The sequence below is a fragment of the Vibrio crassostreae 9ZC13 genome (assembly GCF_000272045.2).
Classification (GTDB): Bacteria; Pseudomonadota; Gammaproteobacteria; order Enterobacterales; family Vibrionaceae; genus Vibrio; species Vibrio crassostreae_C.
The window spans coordinates 583662-608729 of sequence record NZ_AJYZ02000019.1; the positions used below are offsets into that span (position 1 = coordinate 583662).

The 25068-nt window shown below is 43.0% G+C and carries 23 protein-coding genes and 1 pseudogene; 19 read left to right on the plus strand and 5 right to left on the minus strand.

Features of this window, described 5'->3' with window-relative positions:
• Positions 1-74: 74 nt before the first annotated feature.
• The 4 genes from nrdG to A136_RS03990 all read left to right on the plus strand — a co-directional run bounded on the left by nrdG (position 75) and on the right by A136_RS03990 (position 4622).
• Complete coding sequence (gene nrdG, locus A136_RS03975; RefSeq protein WP_017064571.1) at positions 75-542, plus strand: anaerobic ribonucleoside-triphosphate reductase-activating protein; 468 nt, start codon at positions 75-77, stop codon at positions 540-542.
• A 265-nt stretch (positions 543-807) separates the two neighbouring features.
• Entirely contained in the window at positions 808-1992 is a 1185-nt protein-coding gene (locus A136_RS03980; protein ID WP_017064572.1) for an amino acid aminotransferase, read from the plus strand.
• An 11-nt stretch (positions 1993-2003) separates the two neighbouring features.
• Positions 2004-2690, plus strand: coding sequence for a RimK/LysX family protein (locus A136_RS03985; protein WP_017064573.1), 687 nt, complete (start codon positions 2004-2006; stop codon positions 2688-2690).
• A 324-nt stretch (positions 2691-3014) separates the two neighbouring features.
• The gene (locus A136_RS03990; protein ID WP_080582218.1) at positions 3015-4622 is read left to right on the plus strand and encodes an ABC-F family ATPase; all 1608 of its coding nucleotides are present in this window, start codon (positions 3015-3017) and stop codon (positions 4620-4622) included.
• A 137-nt stretch (positions 4623-4759) separates the two neighbouring features.
• Here A136_RS03990 and A136_RS03995 read toward each other — a convergent pair whose 3' ends face one another.
• Positions 4760-5284 carry a hypothetical protein gene (locus A136_RS03995; RefSeq protein WP_017060115.1) on the minus strand — a complete coding sequence of 175 codons (525 nt, stop codon included), beginning with the start codon at positions 5282-5284 and terminating at the stop codon, positions 4760-4762.
• A 98-nt stretch (positions 5285-5382) separates the two neighbouring features.
• Complete coding sequence (locus A136_RS04000; RefSeq protein ID WP_017064574.1) at positions 5383-5775, minus strand: YgiW/YdeI family stress tolerance OB fold protein; 393 nt, start codon at positions 5773-5775, stop codon at positions 5383-5385.
• 278 nt (positions 5776-6053) lie between these two features.
• Between A136_RS04000 and A136_RS04005 the strand changes: the two genes are divergently transcribed.
• The 4 genes from A136_RS04005 to modC are packed head-to-tail and all read left to right on the plus strand — an operon-like array spanning position 6054 to position 10137.
• Positions 6054-7520: a cobyric acid synthase gene (locus tag A136_RS04005; protein WP_017064575.1), complete on the plus strand. Its 1467-nt coding sequence runs from the start codon at positions 6054-6056 to the stop codon at positions 7518-7520.
• Positions 7521-7576: 56 nt separating this feature from the next.
• The gene (gene modA / locus A136_RS04010; protein ID WP_017064576.1) at positions 7577-8335 is read left to right on the plus strand and encodes a molybdate ABC transporter substrate-binding protein; all 759 of its coding nucleotides are present in this window, start codon (positions 7577-7579) and stop codon (positions 8333-8335) included.
• On the plus strand, positions 8336-9034 hold the full coding sequence (gene modB, locus A136_RS04015) for a molybdate ABC transporter permease subunit (protein ID WP_017060110.1): 699 nt from the start codon (positions 8336-8338) through the stop codon (positions 9032-9034).
• Positions 9031-10137, plus strand: a complete 1107-nt coding sequence (gene modC / locus A136_RS04020) for a molybdenum ABC transporter ATP-binding protein ModC (RefSeq protein ID WP_017064577.1) — start codon at positions 9031-9033, stop codon at positions 10135-10137. Before modB ends, modC begins: the two co-directional genes overlap by 4 nt.
• Positions 10138-10448: 311 nt before the next feature.
• On the opposite strand, the gene A136_RS04025 is transcribed toward modC, so the two are convergent.
• Positions 10449-10886, minus strand: a complete 438-nt coding sequence (locus A136_RS04025) for a DUF3069 domain-containing protein (protein ID WP_017060108.1) — start codon at positions 10884-10886, stop codon at positions 10449-10451.
• Between the two features lie 131 nt (positions 10887-11017).
• Between A136_RS04025 and A136_RS04030 the strand changes: the two genes are divergently transcribed.
• Together A136_RS04030 and A136_RS04035 are read left to right on the plus strand one after the other, a co-directional pair.
• A complete protein-coding gene (locus A136_RS04030; RefSeq protein ID WP_170791831.1) occupies positions 11018-11989 on the plus strand; it encodes a diguanylate cyclase in 972 nt (323 codons plus the stop codon).
• A 78-nt stretch (positions 11990-12067) separates the two neighbouring features.
• Entirely contained in the window at positions 12068-13078 is a 1011-nt protein-coding gene (locus A136_RS04035) for a Solitary outer membrane autotransporter beta-barrel domain (protein WP_029235232.1), read from the plus strand.
• A gap of 144 nt (positions 13079-13222) precedes the next feature.
• Here the strand turns inward: A136_RS04035 and A136_RS04040 are convergent, their stop codons facing one another.
• Positions 13223-14464, minus strand: a complete 1242-nt coding sequence (locus A136_RS04040) for a GGDEF domain-containing protein (RefSeq protein WP_032546850.1) — start codon at positions 14462-14464, stop codon at positions 13223-13225.
• 476 nt (positions 14465-14940) lie between these two features.
• On the opposite strand from A136_RS04040, the gene A136_RS04045 reads away from it, so the two are divergent.
• From A136_RS04045 to A136_RS22110, 9 genes are all read left to right on the plus strand, one after another.
• Positions 14941-15309 (plus strand): late competence development ComFB family protein, encoded by a 369-nt coding sequence (locus tag A136_RS04045; protein WP_017060104.1) that lies wholly within the window; start codon positions 14941-14943, stop codon positions 15307-15309.
• Positions 15310-15349: 40 nt separating this feature from the next.
• Positions 15350-15631, plus strand: coding sequence for an HlyU family transcriptional regulator (locus A136_RS04050; RefSeq protein ID WP_004731023.1), 282 nt, complete (start codon positions 15350-15352; stop codon positions 15629-15631).
• A 300-nt stretch (positions 15632-15931) separates the two neighbouring features.
• Positions 15932-17479 carry a Re/Si-specific NAD(P)(+) transhydrogenase subunit alpha gene (gene pntA / locus A136_RS04055; RefSeq protein WP_017060103.1) on the plus strand — a complete coding sequence of 516 codons (1548 nt, stop codon included), beginning with the start codon at positions 15932-15934 and terminating at the stop codon, positions 17477-17479.
• 10 nt (positions 17480-17489) lie between these two features.
• The gene (pntB, locus tag A136_RS04060) at positions 17490-18887 is read left to right on the plus strand and encodes a Re/Si-specific NAD(P)(+) transhydrogenase subunit beta (protein WP_017064580.1); all 1398 of its coding nucleotides are present in this window, start codon (positions 17490-17492) and stop codon (positions 18885-18887) included.
• A gap of 289 nt (positions 18888-19176) precedes the next feature.
• On the plus strand, positions 19177-20649 hold the full coding sequence (gene vxrA, locus A136_RS04065) for a sensor histidine kinase VxrA (protein ID WP_017064581.1): 1473 nt from the start codon (positions 19177-19179) through the stop codon (positions 20647-20649).
• On the plus strand, positions 20624-21283 hold the full coding sequence (gene vxrB / locus A136_RS04070) for a response regulator transcription factor VxrB (RefSeq protein WP_017060099.1): 660 nt from the start codon (positions 20624-20626) through the stop codon (positions 21281-21283). Before vxrA ends, vxrB begins: the two co-directional genes overlap by 26 nt.
• Positions 21283-22170 carry a DUF2861 family protein gene (locus tag A136_RS04075; protein ID WP_029235234.1) on the plus strand — a complete coding sequence of 296 codons (888 nt, stop codon included), beginning with the start codon at positions 21283-21285 and terminating at the stop codon, positions 22168-22170. Before vxrB ends, A136_RS04075 begins: the two co-directional genes overlap by 1 nt.
• A gap of 50 nt (positions 22171-22220) precedes the next feature.
• Entirely contained in the window at positions 22221-23369 is a 1149-nt protein-coding gene (locus A136_RS04080; RefSeq protein WP_017064582.1) for a conjugal transfer protein TraF, read from the plus strand.
• A 41-nt stretch (positions 23370-23410) separates the two neighbouring features.
• Positions 23411-23563: a YoaH family protein gene (locus tag A136_RS22110; protein ID WP_004731009.1), complete on the plus strand. Its 153-nt coding sequence runs from the start codon at positions 23411-23413 to the stop codon at positions 23561-23563.
• A gap of 554 nt (positions 23564-24117) precedes the next feature.
• Here the strand turns inward: A136_RS22110 and A136_RS22960 are convergent.
• A pseudogene (locus A136_RS22960) lies at positions 24118-24603 on the minus strand (GGDEF domain-containing protein); the annotation flags it as partial.
• Between the last annotated feature and the right edge of the window lie 465 nt (positions 24604-25068).

Below are 25068 nucleotides of genomic sequence, written 5' to 3' on the forward strand. Positions count from 1 at the left end.
CAATTCTTTCGTTTCAGCTTTTACAACACATCTTCTCAAACTATTAAGTAATCACGAGTTTTCAATACTGCCTTATGAATTATCACCAATATCACCCAATCGACGTTGTAAATGGCCCTGGAACACGCTGCACTTTGTTTGTGTCGGGTTGTGTACACCAGTGTCGCGGGTGTTATAACCAATCGACGCAAAGGTTGGACTCTGGGCATTTGTTTACTCAAGAACTGCAAGACCACATTATCGCTGATCTCAATGATCCGCGAATTAAGCGTCGTGGCTTGTCGCTTTCTGGTGGTGATCCTTTGCATCCTGCAAACGTGTCTGAAGTGCTTAAGCTTGTTCAGCGTGTAAAAGCAGAATGTGAAGGCAAAGACATCTGGATGTGGACGGGCTACGAGCTCGACGAACTCGACGAAAAGCAGAGGCAAGTACTTGAATATGTTGATACTTTGATTGATGGTCGTTTTGAGCAAGATAAAGCGGATCCAATGTTGGATTGGCGTGGTAGTTCAAACCAAATTATTCATCGGTTCCGACTCTAGTAGACTTTCGTTAGTTAACGTCAACCTACATTAGTGCAAATTAGTAGCCTCAGCTTCTCTGTTGAGGCTTTTTTATTTTATGACGTTCTAAATTTGTAAATTGATTGAATATTGAACTATATGGAATAGGGAATATTAGATTGCACCAGTCTCAACTAGAGTTATCTCCTAAAAATCAAAACTTTGATGAATTTCTGTTTCTTAAATTGTAAATAAAATGATAACTTGGAGGCCATTACTTGAATTTCAAAGGGTTGTGACTTTCATGTTTTCACATCTACCAAAACCAACTTTAGATCCAATTTTATCTCTTTCTGTCGCTTACCGTGGCGATACTCGTACTGATAAAGTCGATTTAGGCATTGGCGTTTACAAAAACGACCAAGGCGAAACTCCGATCATGAAAGCCGTTTCTAAGGCTCAAGATATCGTTGTTGAGACTCAGAAAACCAAAGCTTACGTTGGCCTAGCAGGCTGTGAAGAGTTCAACCAGAGCATGGTTGATCTGCTGCTTAAAGGGACTTCTGCAATGGATCGCGTTGCTGCGATTCAAACACCGGGTGCAAGTGGTGCACTTCGCATGTTGGGTGACTTAATGAAAGTTTCTCAACCAGACACCACGGTTTGGATTTCAAACCCAAGCTACGTTAACCACAAACCGGTGATGGAAGCGGCAGGCTTAAAAGTTCGATATTACAACTACTTCAGTCCTGAAACGAAGCAAGTTGATACTGCAAGAATGTTGGATGACCTTTCAAAAGCGGGTCCATCAGATGTGGTACTACTGCACGGTTGCTGTCATAACCCAACGGGTGCGGATATCGACTTTGAGGCGTGGCAGGAAATTACCAAACTATCGCAGAAAAATGGCTTCTTGCCGTTCGTTGATATTGCTTACCAAGGCTTTGGTGATGGCTTAGAAGAAGACGCAAAAGGTCTTCAACACATGGCTAACAACGTCGAAGAGATGTTGATTACGACATCTTGCTCGAAGAACTTCGGTTTATACCGTGAAAGAACGGGTGCCGCTATCGTGATTGGCAAAAACAGCGAACACGTTGGCAATGCTAAAGGTAAGCTTCTAACGCTTGCTCGTTCAACTTACACAATGCCGCCAGATCATGGTGCAGCTTTGGTTAAAACAATTCTTCAGAATCAAGAGCTAACCTCGATTTGGAAGCAAGAATTGAGTGAAATGCAGCAACGTTTGTTAAATCTGCGCCAAAGTTTATGTGATGAATTGCGAAATACTTATAACACGTCACAATTTGACTTCATTGAAAGCCATAAAGGCATGTTTAGTGTACTAGGCTTTAAAGAAACTCAAATGAATCAATTACGTGAAGAATATGGAGTCTATGGTGTTGGTGATGGACGCATCAATATCGCAGGCCTTTCCGAATCTCATATTCCTTATGTAGCAAAAGCGATAGCAAACGTTTCAAAATAGAAGGTGACTGAATGTATAATTGGAAAGCGATTGTAGTTTTAATGCTAAGTGGTGGCCTGTTTGCTTGTTCGGCTACAACTCAAACTCCTGTTGAGCCAGAGCAAAAGCCTCAAATCGAACAACCTGTTGTGGATGACTCTTCAAAAACTGACGCTACAGAAGGCGAGAAAGTAACGGAACCTACTGAGAAGCCTGAAGAAGTAAAACCAACTGAGCCGGAAGTAAAACCTACACCTGTTGAAAAACCAGTAGAGAAGGTTAGAAAAACAAGTGATGGCAAACTGATTCTTGGTGAAGAAGAGTGGGTGTTTGTTCCTGGTTTAAAAGAAGCGTTTAAAGCACGTGTCGATACCGGTGCAACAACCTCTTCAATCAGTGCAGTTGATATTGTTGATTTTGAACGTGACGGCAAAGATTGGGTTAAGTTCAAGATTGAACACGACGGAATTACAACTGAAGAGATCAGCTTACCAGTAGAACGCTGGGTTAAGATCAAGCAATCAAGCGCAGAAGGCACACAACGACGCGCTGTGGTTGTAGCTTCGATTCAAATTGGCGATCTAAAAGACAAAACTGAATTTACGCTAGCCGACCGAACGCATCTTTCTTTCCCACTTCTGTTGGGTAGAAGCTTCTTTAGAGATGTTGCGGTTGTCGACGTGAGCAAAAAATACGTTCAGAAGAAAATTACTAAATAACAAGTTCTGCTCGTCATCAAAGCTTTTCGTTTTGAAGAGCTATAGTTTCAAAGGTGACGAGCTTAAAAGACTTTTAGTGTTGATAAATGAAATCCCTACCAGTTCTGCTGGTGGGGATTTTTTTATTTACACCCCATAACGTATGAAAAGCATCTAAATGGTCTATGTTTACTATTCGTTTACTGTTTAGCCTCGACAACGTGATCGAGATCTCTATATAATCCGCGCTTCGATTTTTGTTTAATCCATACTTTCGTACTTCTTATTTAGGTTCTTGAAATAGCCTAATAATTATCTGTCAGTACACGCTTAGGAATTAGTTCTTTGATATCTACCGCGAACATCACAATGCAATTTGGCGCAGAGCCGCTGTTTGAAAACATCTCTGCTAAATTTGGTAACGGCAACCGTTATGGTTTGATCGGCGCTAATGGTTGCGGCAAATCAACGTTCATGAAAATCCTAAGTGGCGCATTAACGCCAAGCTCGGGCAACGTTTCTATCACTCCAGGAGAAAAACTGGGTGTGCTAAGCCAAGATCAGTTCGCTTTCGAACAGTACAGCGTTATCGACGTTGTGATCATGGGCGACAGAAAACTTTGGGAAGTAAAACAAGAACGTGACCGCATTTACTCTTTGCCAGAAATGAGCGAAGACGACGGCATGAAAGTCGCAGAACTTGAAAGTGAATTCGCGGAAATGGATGGCTACACAGCTGAAAGCCGTGCTGGCGACATCCTAATTCAAGCGGGTATTGAAGAAGAGTTCCATTTCGGCTTGATGCAGCAAGTAGCTCCAGGTTGGAAACTGCGTGTGCTATTGGCACAAGCTCTGTTTGCAAACCCAGATATCCTGCTTCTTGATGAACCAACCAACAACTTGGACATTCACACGATCAACTGGCTTGCTGAAGAGCTAAACCAGCGTAAATGTACAATGATCATCATTTCGCACGATAGACACTTCCTGAACTCTGTGTGTACACACATGGCAGACATCGACTACGGTGAGCTACGTGTCTACCCTGGTAACTACGAGTACTTCCTAGAAGCATCTGGCTTGATTCGTGAACAGCTTTTAGCAAGCAACGCTAAGAAAGCGGCTGAAATCAGCGAGCTTCAAGATTTCGTAAACCGTTTTGGTGCTAACGCATCTAAAGCAAAACAAGCAAGCTCTCGTGCCAAGAAAATGGATAAGATCACGCTTGATGAAGTGAAATCATCGAGCCGTATGAGCCCATCTATTGATTTTGGCGAAGGTAAGAAACTACACCGTCAAGCGCTTGAACTTCAAGACCTTGGTCACGGCTTCGATGGCGAAACATTGTTTGCCGGTGGTAACTTGCTGCTTGAAGCGGGTACTCGTCTTGCGGTTATCGGTGAGAACGGTGTAGGTAAAACCACGCTGCTACGTTGCCTAGTTCAAGAGCTAGAGCAAAACGAAGGTATCGTAAAATGGTCTGAAAACGCATCTGTAGGCTACTGCCCACAAGATAGTACGTCTGACTTTGATAACGACCTGAGCATCTTCGATTGGATCTCACAATGGCGCACAGTGAAGCACGATGACCTTATGGTACGTGGCATTCTAGGTCGCCTATTGTTTACTGCTGACGATGCGAACAAAAAAGCGCGTAACTGTTCTGGTGGTGAGAAGAACCGTCTGTTATTCGGCAAGCTAATGATGCAAGACATCAACGTGCTTGTAATGGACGAACCAACCAACCACATGGACATGGAAGCAATCCAAGCCCTGAACGACGCGTTGAAGGTTTACACTGGCACGCTTATCTTCGTAAGCCATGACCGAGAGTTCGTTTCTTCATTAGCAACACACATCATCGATGTAAAAGATCAACAGCTAGTGAGCTTCCAAGGTACTTATGAAGAGTACTTAGATCACCAGAAAAAGATGCTGATGGTTAGCTTATAAAGCAAGTCGCTGGCTCAGGTCGTGAACGACTAAAAGCCAGCGAAACTAACAAACAAAAAAGCCCCGAACATTAATATGTTCGGGGCTTTTCTATGTAATACGTTTAGCTATTTATTACTCAGTAATTGAAATCTAGATTAGAATCCGAATCGAGCCGACATTAAGATTTGGTGGCCATATGTGCCGTTATTGCGCATATCAAGACCAACAGACAGTTGATCAGTTGAATGGAAACGAGCACCGATACCCAAAATTGAACGAGTGTCATCGTTGTCGATCAGTTGACCAAGGCGTGCGTTAACTTCAACGTTTGCCATTAACCAAGCTCTCAAGCCAAGGTTAATTTCTGTTTTGATGTGGTTATCGTCATTCCGTTCAATGTTGTGCAGTAACATTTGGCCAGTAACGTCAGCAAATTGACTGATTGGGCCGTTGAATCCCATACCTACCGCTGCATCCCAATCACTTTCAAATTCTGAATCGATACGAGCAACAAAATGAGAGTTCTGAGTGAACATTGTTGTGACTTCACCACCGAAAGTACTTGGGCTAGTACCCATGCGCAGCTCGAATGTGTTGTAGTTAAAGTTGTTTGCAGACGCAGAGAATGAACACAGTGCAGCGAGTCCTAAAAGGACAGTCTTATTCGTGCAACCTAGCATGGTGACTCCATATAAATTGTATTTTGCGGCAGTATAATACAAAAAAGCCTGCAATATGCAGGCCAATTATTTGAAGTCGGTATTTTTATATTAATCGCTTATAGAACCTGGATGTGGTCCACTTCGATTTCAGGTGTCTTACCACCTTCATATTCACCGAAGATACGAACTTTTGTATCAGCGGTCAGTGGTTGTGCTAGGCGGATATCATCATCAAGTTCGATTTGAATTTCACTCTGGCCATCAGAGAAGACAAACGTGTCATTCTTAAGTTGACGAACGATCTTGCCATCCACAATTGCTTCTTGCTCTGCGAACATGCTTGTGTCGGCAAGTAGTGTCGCAACAGAAACGGTTTCAATTGGGCCAGTATAAGCAATAGCGCTTTCGTGCTTGCTGTTGACATTATTATTGCTGTTGTGGTCACTAGCCATTGCGAAAGTAGGAGCAAGGATAATAGTAGATGCGATAGCTAATACAGTTTTTTTCATGGTGAATCCCTTAATGTTGTTTTTAGTAGAAACGTTTTTCTGAATTTGAAACGTTTCTTTTCGTTAGTACGTTTTTTGTTGAAGCGCCTGTTATCGTTCACAAGCTTCGTTTCGATGGAGCTATTAAACAACACTGGGGTTGAATCCAGAGTGAGTAACACATTCATTTTCCATTCATTTTATTGAGCATCTACTCGGCAATGACGTTAAGATGGTCGCAGAGAAATATTGCCCACAGCTATAAATTGAAAATTAAGAAATTAAGGATTTAAGTACAAATGCGAGCACCATTAAGTGCCCTTATGGTTCAAGGGACAACGTCAGATGCCGGAAAAAGTGTTTTGGTGGCAGGTTTATGCCGTGTTTTGGCAAGGAAAGGAATCAAAGTGGCACCTTTTAAGCCACAAAACATGGCGTTGAACAGTGCTGTGACAAAAGATGGTGGCGAAATTGGCCGTGCTCAAGCGGTTCAGGCGCAAGCTTGTAATATAGAGCCAACCGTTCACATGAACCCTGTATTGCTAAAGCCCAACTCAGATACCGGCGCGCAAGTGATTTTGCAAGGCCGAGCGCTGAGCAACATGGAAGCGATGGGTTATCATGATTACAAGAAAGTGGCGATGGATACAGTTATCGATTCGTTTGACCGACTTTCTGAAGAATATGAAAGCGTGATGATTGAAGGTGCGGGGAGCCCAGCCGAAATCAATCTTCGTGAAAATGATATCGCTAACATGGGATTTGCTGAGAAAGCGAACATCCCTGTGATCATCGTTGCTGATATTGACCGTGGTGGCGTTTTTGCGCATCTCTACGGGACATTAGCTCTATTGTCTGAATCTGAACAAGCTCGTGTAAAAGGCTTTGTGATAAATCGTTTTAGAGGCGATATCGCACTGCTTCAATCTGGCCTAGATTGGCTAGAGGAAAAAACCGGCAAGCCTGTGATTGGTGTGTTGCCATATCTGCATGGTTTTAACTTAGAAGCGGAAGATGCCATTACCTCTGCTCAAGAGTCTTACGGAGAAGCTAAGCTTAAGGTGGCGGTGCCAGTGCTAACCCGAATCAGCAACCATACAGACTTTGACGCGTTAAGATTGAATCCTTCGATTGATTTACGTTATGTCGGTAAAGGCGAACGTGTAAACAATGCTGATTTAATTATCTTGCCGGGTACAAAGTCGGTAAGAGCAGATTTGGATTACCTAAAAGAACAAGGCTGGGATAAAGATATTCAACGCCACCTGCGCTTAGGCGGCAAAGTGATGGGTATCTGCGGGGGCTACCAAATGTTAGGTAACATCATCCTCGATCCTGATGGCGTTGAAGGGGAACCCGGCAGCAGCGAAGGGTTAGGGTATCTGGATACTGAAACGACCCTTACACAGCAGAAAACCTTAACCAACGTACGCGGCACCATGACGCTGGATGGCAAAACAGCACAAGTAAAAGGGTATGAAATCCACGTAGGTAGGACTGATGTCAAAGAAACAGCCTTACCGGTTCAGTTAGAATCTGGCAGCCTAGATGGCGCTGTGAATCAAGATAACTCGATTTTTGGTACTTACTTGCATGGCGTATTCGACAACAGTGATGCGTTGTCGCTTATTTGCGAATGGGCAGGAGCCAACGATGTGACCGCGATTGACCACGAACAGCTTAAAGAGCTGGGTATTAATCGAATCGCTGATGCCATCGAAGAGTACTTAAATCTTGATCTGCTTTGGCCAGAGTTAACAGCTTAAGCCGCCATTTAGAAATTAGCTAAAGAACTTAAACGAACAATAGATAAGTGATAACAATGAAAAAGCGAGTCTTCCTTTTAACCATGGCTTTAACTTCGGCATTGAGTTCTAGTCATCTTTTTGCTGCGGAAAAGCTACGAGTTTACGCTGCATCGTCGATGACCAATGCGGTTAATCTGTTGGTTGAAGAGTTTGGGAAAGACCATTCTGTCGATGTGATTCCTGTGTACGCGAGTACATCGTCTTTGGTGCGACAAATCGAAAGAGGAGCACCAGCAGACATTTTTATCTCGGCAAATGAGAAATGGATGACGCATTTAGTCGATCGTAAATTGGTTTATAGTGACAATGTCACAAACCTATGTGAAAACGAACTGGTGCTGATTGCTCCTAAAGAGACATCGGTAACGTTAGACCTATCAAAAGGTGAACAATGGGCTAAACTTCTTACTAATGAAAGGCTTGCAGTGGGTAACACCATGTCGGTTCCTGCTGGTATCTATGCAAAAGAAGCGTTAGAAACGTTAGGTGTATGGGACGATGTGAAAACTCGATTGGCACCAAGTAACAATGTTCGTATGGCCTTAGCCTTAGTCGAGCGCAGTGAAGCTAAGCTTGGCATTGTCTACAAAACGGATGCGTTGCTTTCTAAAGAAGTAAACCTAGTGTCGACCTTCCCATCAGATCTGCACACACCAATACGTTACCCTGTAGCGAAGTTGAGTGATAAAGTTGTGGCAGAAGAGTTCTATACTTTCCTAAAGAGCGAAAAAGCGAAAGACACCTTGAACAGTTTTGGATTTGAAGTGCGTTAAATGATGTATTTATCGGAATACGAATACCAAGCCTTAATGCTGAGCTTAAAAGTCGCTGGGTTTGCAATCTTATGGCTTATCCCTATCGGTATTGGCTTAGCATGGCTACTTGCTAAGAAACAATTTGTAGGTAAGAGCATTGTTGAGAGTATTGTCCATTTACCTTTGGTACTTCCACCTGTGGTTATTGGCTATTTACTGCTAGTGATGATGGGCAGGCAAGGTATCATAGGTTCGTGGCTCAATGACGTGTTTGGTATTGTATTCAGCTTTAGCTGGAAGGGCGCGGCACTCGCTTGTGTGGTTGTGGCGTTGCCGCTGATGGTTCGCTCTATTAGATTGAGCCTAGAAACCGTAGACAGTAAGCTTGAAGAGGCGGCTGCTACATTAGGCGCTTCACCTCTTCGTGTGTTTTTCACGATCACTTTACCCTTGATGATCCCAGGGGTCATTACCGGCACCATGCTTTCATTCGCAAGAAGCCTAGGGGAGTTTGGCGCGACCATCAGCTTCGTTTCAAATATTCCCGGTGAAACTCAAACCATTCCTTTGGCTATGTATACCTTTATTGAAACCCCTGGCGCTGAAATGGAAGCCGCGCGTTTGTGTGTCATTTCTATTGTGATAGCGCTGGGTTCATTGATGCTATCTGAGTGGCTCAACAAAAAGTCAGCACAACGCTTGGGAGGCAATGCATGAGTGCTTTGATCCTCCAATATCAACAACAACTTGGTGAAACGTTCTTTGATATCGACTTGGAATTACCAAGTAGCGGCATTACGGCAATTTTTGGTCGTTCTGGCGCGGGTAAAACCTCACTTATCAATGCAATCAGTGGCCTTAAACAGCCCGATAAAGGTCTGATCAGCGTATCTGGAACCACACTGTTCGATAGTGAAAATGGCATTAATTTGCCGACTCACAAACGCAACGTCGGTTATGTGTTCCAAGAGTCGCGATTGTTTCCACATATGAAGGTGGCAGCGAACCTTAAATACGGTATGAAAAGCGTCAATCAAGCGCACTTTGAGCAAATAGTCTCGCTGTTGTCTTTGGGTTCATTGCTTGACCGATACCCAGCTCGTTTGTCTGGCGGTGAGAAGCAACGTGTGGCGATTGGCCGCGCTTTGTTATCAAAGCCGAGCATTTTGTTGATGGATGAGCCTTTAGCGTCTCTCGACTTGCCTCGTAAGCGCGAAGTGATGCCATTTCTGGAAAACTTATCCGAAACCGTCCAAATACCGATCATCTATGTCACCCATAGCCTCAATGAAATTTTACGCTTGGCAAATCACCTTGTGATTATTGACCAAGGCAAAGTGATTTCGTCGGGTGTGACGGAAGAGGTTTGGGCATCGAGAGCCATGCAACCTTGGCAATCTTTCTCAGAGCAAAGCTCGTTGTTTGAAGCGACATTAGCGGAACACAATGACGATTATGCGCTGTCTCGCCTGATGCTAGGAAAGTCGACGTCGTTATGGGTTCAGAAAGTATCGAGTGAGCTTGGTACGACAGTGAGGCTGCAAGTTAGGGCAAATGATGTCTCTATCACGCTAGAACGGCCGAAAGGGACTTCTATACGTAACATCCTTCCTGTCACCATTAAAAGCGTAGAGACGCACCAACAAGGCACAAATAAGCAGAGTGTCGAGGTCGAGCTAGAGTTAGAGTCTGGGTGCTACCTATGGGCAACCATTACATTGTGGGCGCTGGATGAGTTAAATCTAGAAATCGGGCAGCGTGTTTACGCTCAAATTAAAGGTGTGAGTGTCGCTCAAAGAGATATCGCGGTAACGCATTAAACCTGACAAGGTCAGTTTTTCGATATTGCCGCGATACTGCCTGTTATAGGTTCTGAAAATTCGGTCTTGATTCCATGAATGGATACATGCGTCATTTTTATACGGTATAACTGCCAGTTTTGCGCCACACTATATGAGTGTTAAAGCATATGATTTGTCGAATCATATGAACATTAGCAACAAGAACATACAGACGTAACGATCGACGAACAGAAAATAGCGGATATAAAAAAGCCGCGTGTTTAAAGAAACATGCGGCTTAATTCTAAGTAGTACTGTTAGCGCTTAGCCTAGTTTAGGCGACTAGCGACTTACTTAGTAAAAACTTCTTTGAAATCACGCTTCAAGATTGCATCACGACGAGCTTTCTTGATTTGTTTAACCATGTCTTTTACACAGTTGTGTAGAACTTGGTCTAGCAGTTGAGCACGGTACTCTTCTTTTTCTTCGTCAGACATGTCTTCTGGAAGTTTAAGAGTAGGGAACTCTTCCATCACGTTAACACCAGCGAAAGCTTGGCTAACTGAGATTAGAGCGTGGAACTGCTCGAAGTTGTCTAAAACATTTTGTGCGCTTGCTGGAAGACTATCCCAAGCTTCGCGTACTGCTTCTTCAGACACTTCGTGAATAGAAGTAACCATAAAGTGCATCTCTTTTGGTACGCCATCAAATTCGATAACTTGACGAAGTTCTGGTGAGATGGTGGTTAAATCGATTTCTTGTTGTTCGTTGTTTGTAGCGTCTGACATAGTATTTCTCTTTAAAAAGAAACAATGCTAAAAAGATCTGTAAAAAAGTCAATATAATATAGAAATTAGGGCATGATTTAAGCCCAAATTTGAGCTACTTTGAATATTCAACACTAGATAAAGGTGATGTGATGATAGAAAAGGGATCTTCAATGCGCATATTGCTGGTTGATGACGTTCAACTAGACAGGATGCAACTTGCTATCCGACTCAAGCAACTGGGTCATATTGTAGAAGCTGTCGGTAGCGGAAAAGAAGCCCTGAGTGTTTATTCTGATTTTGATCCTGAACTCGTGTTACTTGATATCAGCATGCCTGATATGGATGGTTTTGAAGTGGCGAATGAGGTTCGAAGCCGATTCCCAGAATGGGTTCCCATCATCTTTCTTAGTGGTCACGAAGAACCTGAGATGATCGCAAAAGCGATTGACGCTGGTGGCGATGATTACCTGATCAAGCCAGTAAACAAGGTTGTTTTGAATTCTAAGCTGATTGCGATGCAACGTATCGCGCACATGAGACGAGAGCTAAAACAAAGCACAGCCAAACTCGAAGAACTGAACATCCTTCTGCAGCAACAAGCCAACGAAGATGGCCTGACCAAATTGTATAACCGTCGATATATGGATACTAAGCTTGAAGAGAGCATAGCGTGGCACGGAAGACGTAATATATCCATGACAGTCATACTTCTAGATGTAGACTTCTTTAAGCCTTACAACGATAATTATGGTCATATTCAAGGGGATAAGTGCTTACAAGGGCTTGCTAATACCTTGAAACAGCTGTTTGTTCGTGCGGGAGAATTTGTAGGTCGTTATGGCGGTGAAGAGTTTGTTCTGATTCTTAGCGATACAGACAGTGAAGGCGCTAAGGTACACGCGACTCGAGTTAAAGAGGCATTGCATGAGATGAACTACGCTCATGAACACTCAACGGTATCGGATAGAGTGACAGCGTCACAAGGTGTGTTGTCATTTGTGCCAGAAGGTGGCGAATCTATTGCGTCTATTTACGAAAAGGTCGATCAAGCGCTTTATCAAGCGAAGCAAAGTGGTAGAAATACCTTTGTACAACGTAACATTTTGGAGCTTGCGCGTTAGTTGGCGAGCTCTTTTAGATATTTGAATTTATACTTCTAATAGCGTTTGAGCTAGGAAGTGCTTTAAGTGATAAAAGAAATGCCACATTCGAAGTCATTTTCTATGACTAACACATCTTGGACGCTTGCGGTTCCTCTATTTTTTACCGCTTTGGCGACCACTGTTAATGCCAATACGCTATCTGATCTTTTTCGAAAGGATCTAGAGCAGAGCTTTGCCACCAGTGTATTGCTCAACGACACCGATGTTTTCACTTTTGGTATCAATAACTTTGACCCCAATAAAGTGTTTAGTTTGGACAATGAAGACATCGGTTCGAATGATTCGGTAAGTCGTCGCCAAAACATCACCTCCCTGAGTTTGCCTTACACATTTGAATTACCAAGTTACATCGAAGACAACCATCAAGAGGTGACGCTACGCTTGTCTGCATTGCGAATCGAGAACGATGTCGAGTACGCGGCAGCAAACAGAAACGATTTTCAAAAAGAGTCGGTAGTGTCTGGCTACGTCGAATTCGCGAATGTGTCCCAGCTAGACGAATATTGGAGCTTCAGCTCTGCAATCGGTAACCACATCTCTTACTACCGCAATGATTATGAATATCGCGCTTCGTTGCTAAAGCCTATTCAAGACCAACTGGATGGCGTATATCTCAATACTGATGCTTGGGCTTACATCATCGAGCCTAAAATCAAGCTGATGTACGAAGATAAGAATGACTGGGGAAAGTATAAATTGAGCACCAGTTGGCATTACTTTAATGGCATCGGCTGGGGCGAGGCGAATAATGGCAATGTCGGTCATCCTGAAGGGTGGTATATCGCCAATGAAGCCAAGGTTTTCTATGATCTCGTGCGTTGGGATAAGAACATCACTTCGATGTACTCGAGTATAAGACGAATTGATATTGGTGGTGACACCGTGGCATCTATGGGCACCACATCTTACTACGAGGGCAGTGTTGGTTGGTTGCTTAACCCAAACCTGTTTAATGAGTGGGTCGATAACGTGGGAATAGGTTTTACGATTAACTACGGAAGTAGCTTAAAAGGTGGCAGCTTGGTTATATTCTTCAACCAAGATTAAGCTCTTTTTTCCAGTTAAGCCCATACGGCCTCAAATCAATGAGGCTCGTTGAACTTGGAAGTGATAGTTATTGAAGCAGATCGCTATTAATGGCTTAAGCTATTTAGATCTCTAGCACTCAATATCTTTCGCTATCAACTATTGTTAACGGTCAATACACAGTTTGTTTCGACCGGTTTCTTTCGCTTTATACAGCGCTTGGTCAGCAAGCTTCAACACCTCTTCAGGATGTCTGGTGGTTGTACTATCAGACAATCCAATACTCACCGTCACATTCACCACTTCCGATGGTTTGCCTTTCTTGCCACGCTTTTTCATACCCACTTCATGATCGTCGGGGCGTTCATGACTATTACGAATCGTCATGTCGTAGTTTTGAACCTCGGAAATCAGAGCTTGAAGGTGCTCTTTAACTTGTTCCGAATGTTTTCCTTTGAAGATAATCGTGAACTCTTCTCCACCAAAGCGATAAGCTTTAGCGCCGCCTGTGGTTTCCCTCAGAATGCGTGCCACCAGTTTTAACACATCGTCGCCAATGTCATGTCCGTAGGTATCGTTGAATTGTTTAAAGTGATCAATATCGACCATCGCCATCGAATACTTACGCCCCAAGTGCTTCATATCGACTTCTAAGGCGTGTCGACCGGGAATGTTAGTCAGTTGGTCGTTAAAGGCCATATCATGACTAGCAGACATCACATAGACGATGATCAGTGTGCCTGACAGCGAGAACATGGTGCTCGAGATGTACTGAATATCGAAGAAGATGAACGTACAAGAAGAAAGCAGGATAGCGCTATAAACCACAACATCGATAGAGCGGTTATACACCAACACGAGAATGGCAGTAAGGCCAAGCAAGCAAAGGCTATACAGCACTAAAACAAAAGGCAGTTTGGAGAAGTCTCTGACAATAAATAGAAGACCATCACTCCATGATTCAAAACCGCCGGCATGGAAGTGAGAGACGATCAATTGTGCCCACACCATAAACAGAACAAGAACGATGGCGTAGAGCAGCATCGACTTTGAGTTTACGCCGTTATCAGGGAAGGCATAAACAAGTAAGCAAGTGACAGGTACTAATGCCGCAAGTAACGAGAGCTCTAATAGCGTTGTGCCAGTATTGAGAGGCGTTTGTAAGCGAACTTGGATGATCAGATAAGCGACAAGCATGGTCACCGATACCATCGCCATTCGACCTTGTCTGAACGTATGGCATAGCAGAACCGCAACGCTCAATAAAATGTAAGGGAGGTTGCTAGCAAACCCTAAATTTGAGTCCGTCACGAGAATGACGTTGTCCATACCAACGAGCAAAATTGTTAACAGGACTAAAGGGAAGCAAAATCGAAACATGCTCGACGTTACAAAAGATGATGCCATTTATGTGGTGAGCCTAACTATATTGATGATCTTATTATTTAATACTATGCGTAGGATACGGTTAAACAAGCGATTGCCAAGCTTTTTGCCTAAATTAGAGCAAAAACATAGTCATAGGTCGCTATTGGTGCAATCATTTTTATATGTATTTTGAGTTGCTATTAACCTTAGAACGAACTACACAGTATATATGAGAAATTAATTAGTCGTTATAGATACTTAACAAAATCTGCTCTGCTGCTCTTACGTTGGCGCTGTCACTTAAAGGGCTTGATGATCAGTTATCATTGAGTGACCTTTTCATTAAGCGACGAAGATCTGTAATGAAGTCAGAGTAAGATTAAATAATGCCTAAGTTTCAACTATGGACAGTAAAACCTATAACTGAGTTATAGAAAGCTATTAGGAATTGCATGGTTTCAAGTGACTTTAGAAACGACTGCGACTAGAAAAACCGCTACAAATGGAGGTGTGGTATGCAAATTAGTGTTGATGTACATAACTATATGGAAACTCTGGTCGGTCATGTATTGGCTACCGAGGAATATGTGTCTAGTTATACCAACGAACAGTTGGCCGATCTCGCGTGCTTGGCTTTGGGCCAGCTAAAACCTATCTATATTCGTTTTGATATCGATTTTCTGTCAGCATTGCCAGAAGACAAATTGGTGCTCTATAAACGCAATAGTGAGATCGCGGTCAAAAATGCAGAAAGTATGATTATTGACGATCGAAGACGTGAACGTGACGACAATGTGCCTGTTATATTTAGTCAACACAATTTTGACGATGACGTAGAATTGCAATGGTATGAAAAGCCGTTGTTGAACCGTAAACAGTCATGATAGTTTAGGGTGAATACGGTCATTTAAGGAGTAAAAAAACGTGGGATTCTTTTCTAGATTATTTGGTGGCAAAGAAAAAACCGAACAAAAAGTAGAGATTGAGCCAGTCGAATATAAGGGTTTCAATATCTATCAAGATGCCATTGCAGAATCTGGTCAATACCGTGTTGCTGGGCGAATCGAGAAAGAATTCGATGGTGAAATCAAAACTCACCGTTTTATTCGTTCAGATGTTGTTTCAAACAAACAAGATGCCGATGAATTGATGCTCAAAAAATCGCAGATGTTCATCGACCAAATGGGCGACAATATATTTAGCTAACCAATTAGGGTTAGAATTGATGTTGGTCATAATTTAGAGAGCTTTCAGTGTATATGCTGAAAGCTCTTTTTAGTTTTATGGATAAAGAACAGCTAGTGAGTTGTTATTAAAAGGATTATTTGCAAGTGGTTTGACCTCTTGGTTCGAGACGGTCGTCATTTATCCGAATGAAGCGCTCAAATTCCGTCCAAATCGTTATAAGTAATAACTTTTCCTGTTCTTTGAACAAAACGCTTGAAGTATTAGTTGTCGTTAGATACAAACGAATAAGTCATTCGTGCCAATAGTCAAGGAATAGCTATGCAAATTGGTGTACCAAGAGAAACGCTCGCAGGTGAAACGCGAGTCGCTGCTTCGCCGAAATCGGTAGAACAGCTTCTAAAATTAGGATTTGAAGTTTGTGTTGAATCACAAGCAGGTGCGTTAGCAAGTTTTGAAGATGCAGCTTATGAACAAGCTGGAGCAAAAGTTGTCACCGCAGATGAAGCTTGGAAATCCGATATTATCTTTAAAGTTAACGCTCCGATCGTTGACGAGTCTAAAAATGAAATCGATCTTCTTAAAGATGGCGCAACATTGGTCAGCTTTATTTGGCCTGCTCAAAATCCAGAGTTAATGGAACAATTGTCCAGTCGTAACATCAACGTGATGGCGATGGATTCTGTACCACGAATTTCAAGAGCTCAGGCGTTAGATGCATTGAGTTCTATGGCAAACATCGCGGGTTATCGTGCTGTTGTTGAAGCGGCGCATGAGTTTGGTCGATTCTTCACGGGCCAGATTACGGCTGCGGGTAAAGTTCCACCAGCAAAAGTACTGGTTGCAGGTGCTGGTGTTGCTGGACTAGCGGCAATCGGCGCTGCGGGTAGCTTAGGTGCGATCGTTCGTTCATTCGATGTTCGTCCTGAAGTTAAAGAACAAGTTGAGTCGATGGGCGCTGAATTCTTGGAAGTGGATTTCAAGGAAGACACCAGTGCTGGTGACGGCTACGCAAAAGAGATGTCTGAAGCATTCAATAAGAAAGCGGAAGAGCTTTATGCAGCTCAAGCAAAAGACGTTGATATCATCATTACTACGGCGCTGATTCCAGGTCGCCCGGCTCCGAAGCTGATTACCAAAGAGATGGTAGACAGCATGAGTGCAGGTAGTGTGATTGTAGACCTTGCGGCGGCCAATGGCGGTAACTGTGAATACACGGTTGCGGATCAAGTCATTACAACGGCTAATGGCGTGAAGGTGGTTGGTTACACTGATATGGTTGGTCGACTGCCGACTCAATCATCTCAACTGTATGCAACGAACCTAGTTAACCTTTTGAAACTGCTTTGCAAAGAGAAAGATGGCAACATCAATATCGACTTTGAAGATGTTGTTCTGCGTGGTGTTACTGTCGTTAAAGAGGGCGAGGTCACTTGGCCAGCTCCACCAATTCAAGTTTCAGCTCAACCACAACAAACTAAGCCAAAAGCGGCCAAACCAGAGCCTAAAGTTGAAGAACCTGTTTCTCCGATTAAGAAAGCGGCGGGTATGGCGGTAGCTGTTGGTGCATTCGCTTGGGTAGCTTCGGTTGCTCCAGCAGCGTTCTTATCTCACTTTACCGTTTTTGTTCTCGCTTGTGTGGTGGGTTATTACGTAGTTTGGAATGTAAGCCATTCTCTGCATACGCCTTTGATGTCCGTGACTAACGCTATTTCAGGCATCATTGTAGTAGGTGCACTGTTACAGATCGGGCAAGGAAGTGGCGTCGTCACGTTCTTATCATTTATTGCCGTATTAATTGCAAGTATCAATATCTTTGGTGGCTTTACCGTGACCAAACGTATGCTTGAAATGTTCCGTAAAGACTAAGGAGTAACAGATGTCTGAAGGATTAGTACAAGCAGCTTATATTGTTGCTGCTGTATTTTTTATTATGAGCTTGGCTGGGTTATCGAAACAGGAATCTGCGCGTGCAGGTAACTATTACGGTATCACGGGTATGGCAATCGCGTTGATCGCAACGATCTTTGGCCCTCACTCTGCTGGTATTGTGTGGATCATCATTGCTATGGTGATCGGTGGTGGTATTGGTATCCACTACGCAAGAAAAGTAGAAATGACCGAAATGCCAGAGCTGGTTGCAATTCTGCACAGCTTCGTAGGTATGGCTGCAGTACTTGTAGGTTACAACAGCTACATCGATCCACCTGCTGCTGTTTCTATCAACCCTGCAGATATTCATGCAGAGCACGTTATCCATCTAGTGGAAGTGTTCCTTGGCGTGTTTATCGGTGCGGTGACGTTCACGGGTTCTATTGTTGCGTTTGGTAAGCTTCGTGGCGTTATCTCTTCGTCTGCATTGAACATCCCTCATAAGCACAAGTGGAATCTAGCGGCTATCGTAGTTTCTACACTGCTGATGATCATGTTCGTTAAAGCAGACGGCAGCATGTTCGCACTAATGGTGATGACACTTATCGCATTCGCATTCGGTTACCACCTAGTGGCATCGATTGGCGGTGCAGATATGCCAGTAGTTGTCTCTATGCTTAACTCGTACTCTGGTTGGGCAGCAGCAGCGGCAGGTTTCATGCTTGCAAACGATCTGCTTATCGTAACTGGTGCATTGGTTGGTTCGTCGGGTGCGATTCTGTCTTACATTATGTGTAAGGCGATGAACCGCTCTTTCATCAGTGTTATTGCTGGTGGATTCGGCCAAGAAGTGGTTGTGTCTGATGGCGATGAAGAGCAAGGTGAACACCGCGAAACATCAGCTGAAGATGTGGCTGATATGCTGAAAAACTCTAAGTCAGTAATCATCACTCCTGGATACGGCATGGCAGTAGCTCAAGCACAATACCCAGTGCATGAAATCACTGAGAAGCTACGAGCGCAGGGCATTAATGTTCGATTTGGTATCCACCCAGTTGCTGGTAGGTTACCGGGTCACATGAACGTACTGCTTGCTGAAGCGAAAGTGCCTTACGATATCGTTCTAGAAATGGACGAAATCAACGATGACTTCGATGAGACAGATACTGTATTGGTAATTGGTGCGAATGACACCGTAAACCCTGCAGCACTTGAAGATCCAAACAGCCCAATTGCTGGTATGCCAGTACTTGAAGTTTGGAACGCTCAGAATGTTATCGTATTCAAGCGTTCGATGAACACAGGTTACGCCGGTGTGCAAAACCCACTGTTCTTCAAAGAGAACACGCAGATGCTGTTTGGCGATGCTAAAAAGAGTTGTCTAAGTATCTTAGAACATCTATAGAGATCACCTCTAAACAATATGTAACAACTCGATAAGGAGCTCATTTGAGCTCCTTTTTTTATCTTACGAAAGCGACTCTATGTGTGATCTCAGTTGATACGAAGTTGACGAAGCCTGATGCAAAACTTGTCGCAATTGAGGTTTGGCTTGCCAATCAGCCTACTAGTACGTATGTACAATGTGGCCGTAATATATTGGCCTTTATCTCTGTAGCTCGCCATTCTCAAAGTTTTTCATGCGGTTAAAAATTTATCTTTGATAGCGAATGGTATATATTTGGTTGATCTATATGAATTTGCGTTGGTTTGTGATCATCAAAAGAACATTTACTCTTCTTATCGCTACGTTGTCTGTGTCTGCAAACGCATTTGCTGACTCTTTACCTGAGCGTATCGATAATTTCACCAAACTCTTTGATCATGAAACGGCAATCGAATCTTACGATATTCGAGTGCTACAGGCTGATTATCCAACACGTTTGATCATGCCGTCTTCTATGCTGCCACAAACAGCAGAGTACCCGTTAAAAGACATTCAGCGCTTGTACCAGTTATCAAAAACCTGTAGTGGTAAACTGCCGTTAAGCCCTTTGATTACTGAGCCTTTAGTTTTTACTCGTGCAATGTGTAAAGGCACCAAGCTTTCTGACCGTTGGTTTAGCCGTAGTGGTTTGATTCACCCTGGCGGCGGTTCTTATGCGGCACGATACGTTGAGAAGTACCCAGAAAAATTCGACTCTCTGAAGCGCTTTATGCATATTCAAGAGCGACCAAACACCGAACACGATGAACTACTGTCTCGCTTGCAACAAATGGATAGCGAAGCAATCACCGCGCTGTTAGCGGGTGCCAGTATGTTTGTTGAGCTTGATGAGATGTGGGTAAAACGCGGCGACAGATATTACCTGTATAAAAAATCAGTCTGGAACGAAAATGCCACGCTTGCTGGGTTATCGTTTAGCTTGTCTTCAGAAGGTAAAAGCTGTTTTGTCCAGCGTGGTAATGTGTGTTGGGAAATAGAAGATCATTCAGAGCTTCTGCAAGTCGCCATGTTTATCTTGGTTATTGCCAACATCATGCTTGTCTTAGGTTGGGCGATTTACCGCTGGAACAGCAAGAAACAAGAGATGAAGAGTCGCATGCTGGTTCTTCAAATCCTAACGCACGAATTAAGAACGCCGATTGCGAGTTTGTCATTGACGGTGGAAGGGTTCAGGCGTGAGTTCGAACACTTACCAGAATCGGTATATGATGAGTTCCGTAGGCTGTGTGAAGATACACGCCGTTTAAGACAGTTGGCGGAAGCAAGTAAAGATTACCTGCAATCAGATAATCAACCGCTCGCAACAGAGTGGGTGCCAAGTGTTGAAGAGTGGCTCCAATACAAAGTTGAAGAAGACTTTGCGCAGGGGATTGAACTCCGTGTAAACAAAGATATAGCTGCAAAAGTGAACGTATATTGGTTGGGAACGTGCATCGATAACCTAATCAGAAATGCCGTGAAATACGGTGTGGCTCCAGTAATTCTAGAACTGAATACTTCTGACAAGAAGCTGACATTCAAAGTTATAGATAATGGAGACTTGTCTCGCAAAGATTGGGGGCAACTAAGAAAGCCATTCGTAAGTAAGAGTGGACTCGGTTTAGGTCTGACGATAGTGGAATCTATGGTTGGAAAAATGGGCGGTCACATGACGCTTATCGGCCCCCCAACAACATTTATTTTGGAGATACCTTGTGAAACAGACATTGCTTCTCGTTGAAGATGATAAAAATTTAGCTGACGGTTTATTAGTTAGCCTTGAGCAAGCTGGATATGAATGTTTGCATGCAGAACTGATCTCTGAAGTTGAAGGCTACTGGGAACAAGCGGATCTAGTGATTCTAGACCGTCAACTTCCTGATGGCGACTCAGTAGATTCACTTCCAGGTTGGAAGAAAAAGAAAGATATCCCAGTTATTTTGCTGACGGCTCTCGTGACAGTAAAAGACAAAGTAGCGGGCCTAGATTCAGGTGCAAACGACTACTTAACAAAGCCATTCGCAGAGGCTGAGCTATTTGCTCGAATTCGTGCTCAACTTCGCCTGCCAGATTCTGAAGAACAAGATGCATCAAAAGTTATCGCTCAGAATCTTGTTATCGATAAAGCGACACGTGAAGTGTTTTTCAATGAACAGGAAGTAACGTTAACGCGCACTGAATTTGACCTTCTACTGTTCTTGGCAAGTAACCTTGGACGTGTGTTTACACGTGATGAACTGCTTGACCATGTATGGGGTTACAACCATTTCCCAACAACACGTACGGTAGACACGCACGTTCTGCAACTAAGACAGAAACTGCCGGGTCTAGAAATTGAAACGCTGCGTGGCGTTGGTTACAAGATGAAAGCGTAATGAGAATAGCCTTACTTCCACTATTAATGTTTTCTTGCGTAGCGAATACCGCGCAAGCAACGGATTGGTTTAAGAGCAGCGATGCTCTGACTCAAGTTCATAAACATCTGCTAGATAATGATTTACCTCAGATGTTTGACTCATTAGTGGAAGTTTGGCAAATCAACTCGTCTCAATCACGAGAAGATCACCTCAATGAACTGTTCGATCAAGCATTGAACAAAGATTGTGGTAAAACTCTCACCAGAAAAACACTCCCAGATTGGATTAGTTCAGTCGTCGTTAAAAGACACATCATTCAAAGCCCTGGCCGAGATACCTTTCGTGTATCGATTAATGTTGAATCCGAAAACAACATTCAAGACATTACCTTCGAGAAGTGGGTCGATAAGATCGTTTCTTCGGACAGTGAGTTAACCAAAGACAGTGAAGTGGTTAACAACGCATCGGTGAGTCTATACCGCAAGCGTTACAATTTAGCCTCTCAACTTGAATCCGGTTTATACCGTTTAAGCGTTAAAGGTGATGGCGGAAAGTCTTGGAGCACTTGGGTTGTTTTGGGTGAAGTTGCCATGCGTCAACAAGTTCGCTGGGCATCAAAAGACACGTGGCGAATCGATAAAAAAGAACTACTCAATCCTTATTGTCCGCTCCCTAAGCTCGAAATTGGTTTGTACGATTACGTTGATGAACACTATGAACAGGTCTGGGGCAAGAGCTACGAATCTGATTATCCAATGAACCTTACTGGTGAAGAACTTCCTAATGATCGCTATGTTTTAGCGGTTTCAATGGTGCATTCACGCTGGCAAGGCGACATAGCGATAGAACAAGCACAAACTATCAGTAAAACTTATGATATTTCTAGCGAAGAAGAGTTAAAGTAATTTAAAATTGTGCCGTTAACTATGTAAGGGATCTAACAAAGATAAACGGCATGAAAAAAACTACAAAACTACTCGCAGCGTCAATTGCATTCGCCAGTCTTCCTCTTTCAGCAGCAAACTACGCCATTGAAGCGCGTGGTGATGCGATGGGTGGTGTTGGTGTTGTTTCAGCAAACTTCCTAACTGCTCCATTCTATAACCCAGCACTTGTTGCCATTTATCGTCGTAATGATGACATGGGAATGATCACGCCAAGTTTCGGCGGTAATTATAATGACCCTAACGACATGAAATCGAATGTCGATAGGGTCGTTGATGCGTCAAACACCGCAGACTTAGATGCAGCGCTCAATAAACTTGATGGCAACCAAGCTAATGTAGAACTTGGTGGTGTTGTCGCGTTTGCTCTTCCGAACCAGTTTGTCGCGGCAAACCTTTTCGCTAAAGCCTATACAGAATCATTTGCGACTCCTAACGTTTACACGACAGGTTCAGATGAAGACAAAGTAGAATTGTCTACTGTTGAAGCGGTTTCAATAGGCGTAGCAGAAGTTGGCCTTTCTTTAGCAAAATACCAAACCTTTATGGGTCAACACATCTCATTTGGTATCACACCAAAGATCCAACGCATTTATACGTATAACTATGTTGCGTCGGTTAATGATTACGATTTGTCCGACGTTAGAGAAAACAGCGATGGCGACACTGCATTCAACATGGATGCCGGTGCACTTTGGTTCTTCGGCCCGTTCCGAGTAGGTGTTGCAGCAACTAACTTGATCTCTAGAGATATCGAAACAAAAGATACAACAAGAACACTTACCAGCAGCACAAGTAGTGCGACACACCAAGTTGGTGGTAAATACACTTACCAACTAGAGCCGGTATACACAGTGGGTGCAGGTATCGTTTCTGATTACTTTACGTTGAGTGTTGATTATGATTTGAATGAAGCAGAGAAGTTTACTTCGTTCGAAGACAACGAACAGATGATTCGTGTTGGTACTGAAGTCGACCTGTTACGTCAACTTAAGCTAAGGGGAGGGTATTACAAGAACCTGGCTTACTCTGATTCAGAAGGAACAGTGACAGCTGGTGTTGGTATCTCGCCATTGAACTTGTTTCAGCTAGATCTAAGTGCTAACTACACGAATGAAAATGCAATGGGTGCATCCATCAATTTCCTTGCTAGTTACTAACAGTCCTTATATAGTTCTGCTCCTAAATAAAGGAGCAGAGCATGCTAAACGACTTACCAACCCTTTCTCACGAAGAACAACAGAAAGCTGTTGAACGAATTCAAGAAATGATGACTCAGGGCATCAGCACAGCACAAGCTATCAAAATCGTTGCTGAGCAAATTCGTGAAGAAATGAGTAATAAAGAAGAGTAGGGCATCAGCCCTTCTTTTTTAACACCTTAATGCACTATAACTAAATATATTACCCTCTAGTATATTATCTCGTACATACCCAATCTTTAGTTACCCTAAATTCCGACCTAACCAAAACCCTTAAATTTAGCTTATTCAGTAAGTTACAGCAGAGTAATCCACTTTATAGGCTTTTCTCGGTTTCTATTTGTAATTAAATTACAACAAGATCTGAAAGTGAAACAATTGCCAATTTTGGTGTCAGTATTTATGTCACCGTGTTTAAGTGGTTCAATATATGGCGTTTTTTAAGGATAGTGACGTTGTGACTTATGTTTTTAGCGGATACGAGTGTATGAATGTTCACAAGCAGACAAATGAGGATTTCATCTAAAAACAGTGCGAGATAAGTAGCGACGGTAATATTCAAAACCGATACCGCGAGTGACTGAGCACTGGTTAGAGCAAGCTTTACTCGCCAATACGTGACTGCAGAACAAGTGCTAAGGAAGCTTAGAGACGTAAGGAAGAGCTGTTTATATAGAGCGATTCAGGAACGATACGTATCAACCTGAGAATGCTAAATCGATGTGTTTTCTATTGGGGAATGATAAGTCTAAGCGATAGAACTTGTTAGAAATAGGGTCGCTTTGAGCGCTGTAGTTGTCGTCGTGGTTACGTATGTAGAATCGAAACCTTGGCTCCTCTTGACCTTCATATTCTATATTGATGGTGACCGAATCGAACGTTGAGAGATCGAGCCCTTCATTTTGGGTCGATCTCTTAACGTACTCAATTTCACAGAAGGGTAAGCTATAGGTTTGTTCAAAGTCACGCTGTAACTTAATTCCATCTTCTGACTTATGTAATGAGCCTACGGTGCCACCATCGTGGTCTCTGTCCGTATTTACGCGCGTAGGCTATCTGTCAGGTGTGATGATGTAGTTCTTATCCATGAGCGTATTAAAAGAGATCAACGACACTAGCGTGATTGCTAGGCAAAAATACGCGCCCAGCGACAGATATATGCCTAAATAGCGTTGTTTTTGTTCGGTATTTATACGAAAGGTAACGTTTTTAAGGGGATAATAATTTAACTGTGTAAATATACAGTTATTATTTGGGTTCTTTATTTTGTGTTCCATAGGACCAAGCTTTACCTGTACAGCTAGCTACAGTGTCACTTTACTTATTGATTACATGTGTCGATAAACATTATAAGCTTTCTAATCTCAGGCGGTAACACCATTGCGACTTCAAAGCAGGCATATCAGTTAGAGAAAACAAGTAAAGAAAAACTAAGCGCAATGGGTTTAAAGTAACTCTTAGGTTTATTACCAAAGCTACCTAAGTCCAATTGAACGTAATTTCAGGGCAAACCGTGATTATGGATCTGCCAAGTATCGGTGTTGTGTACCAGCAATAAGTGTAATGAATCTATGCAAACTGAACACAAAGTACTAACTCTAGAGAGAATCGTTAAGAAGGTTTGAAAAATGTGTGTGCGAATCTACGTAAGACAGACG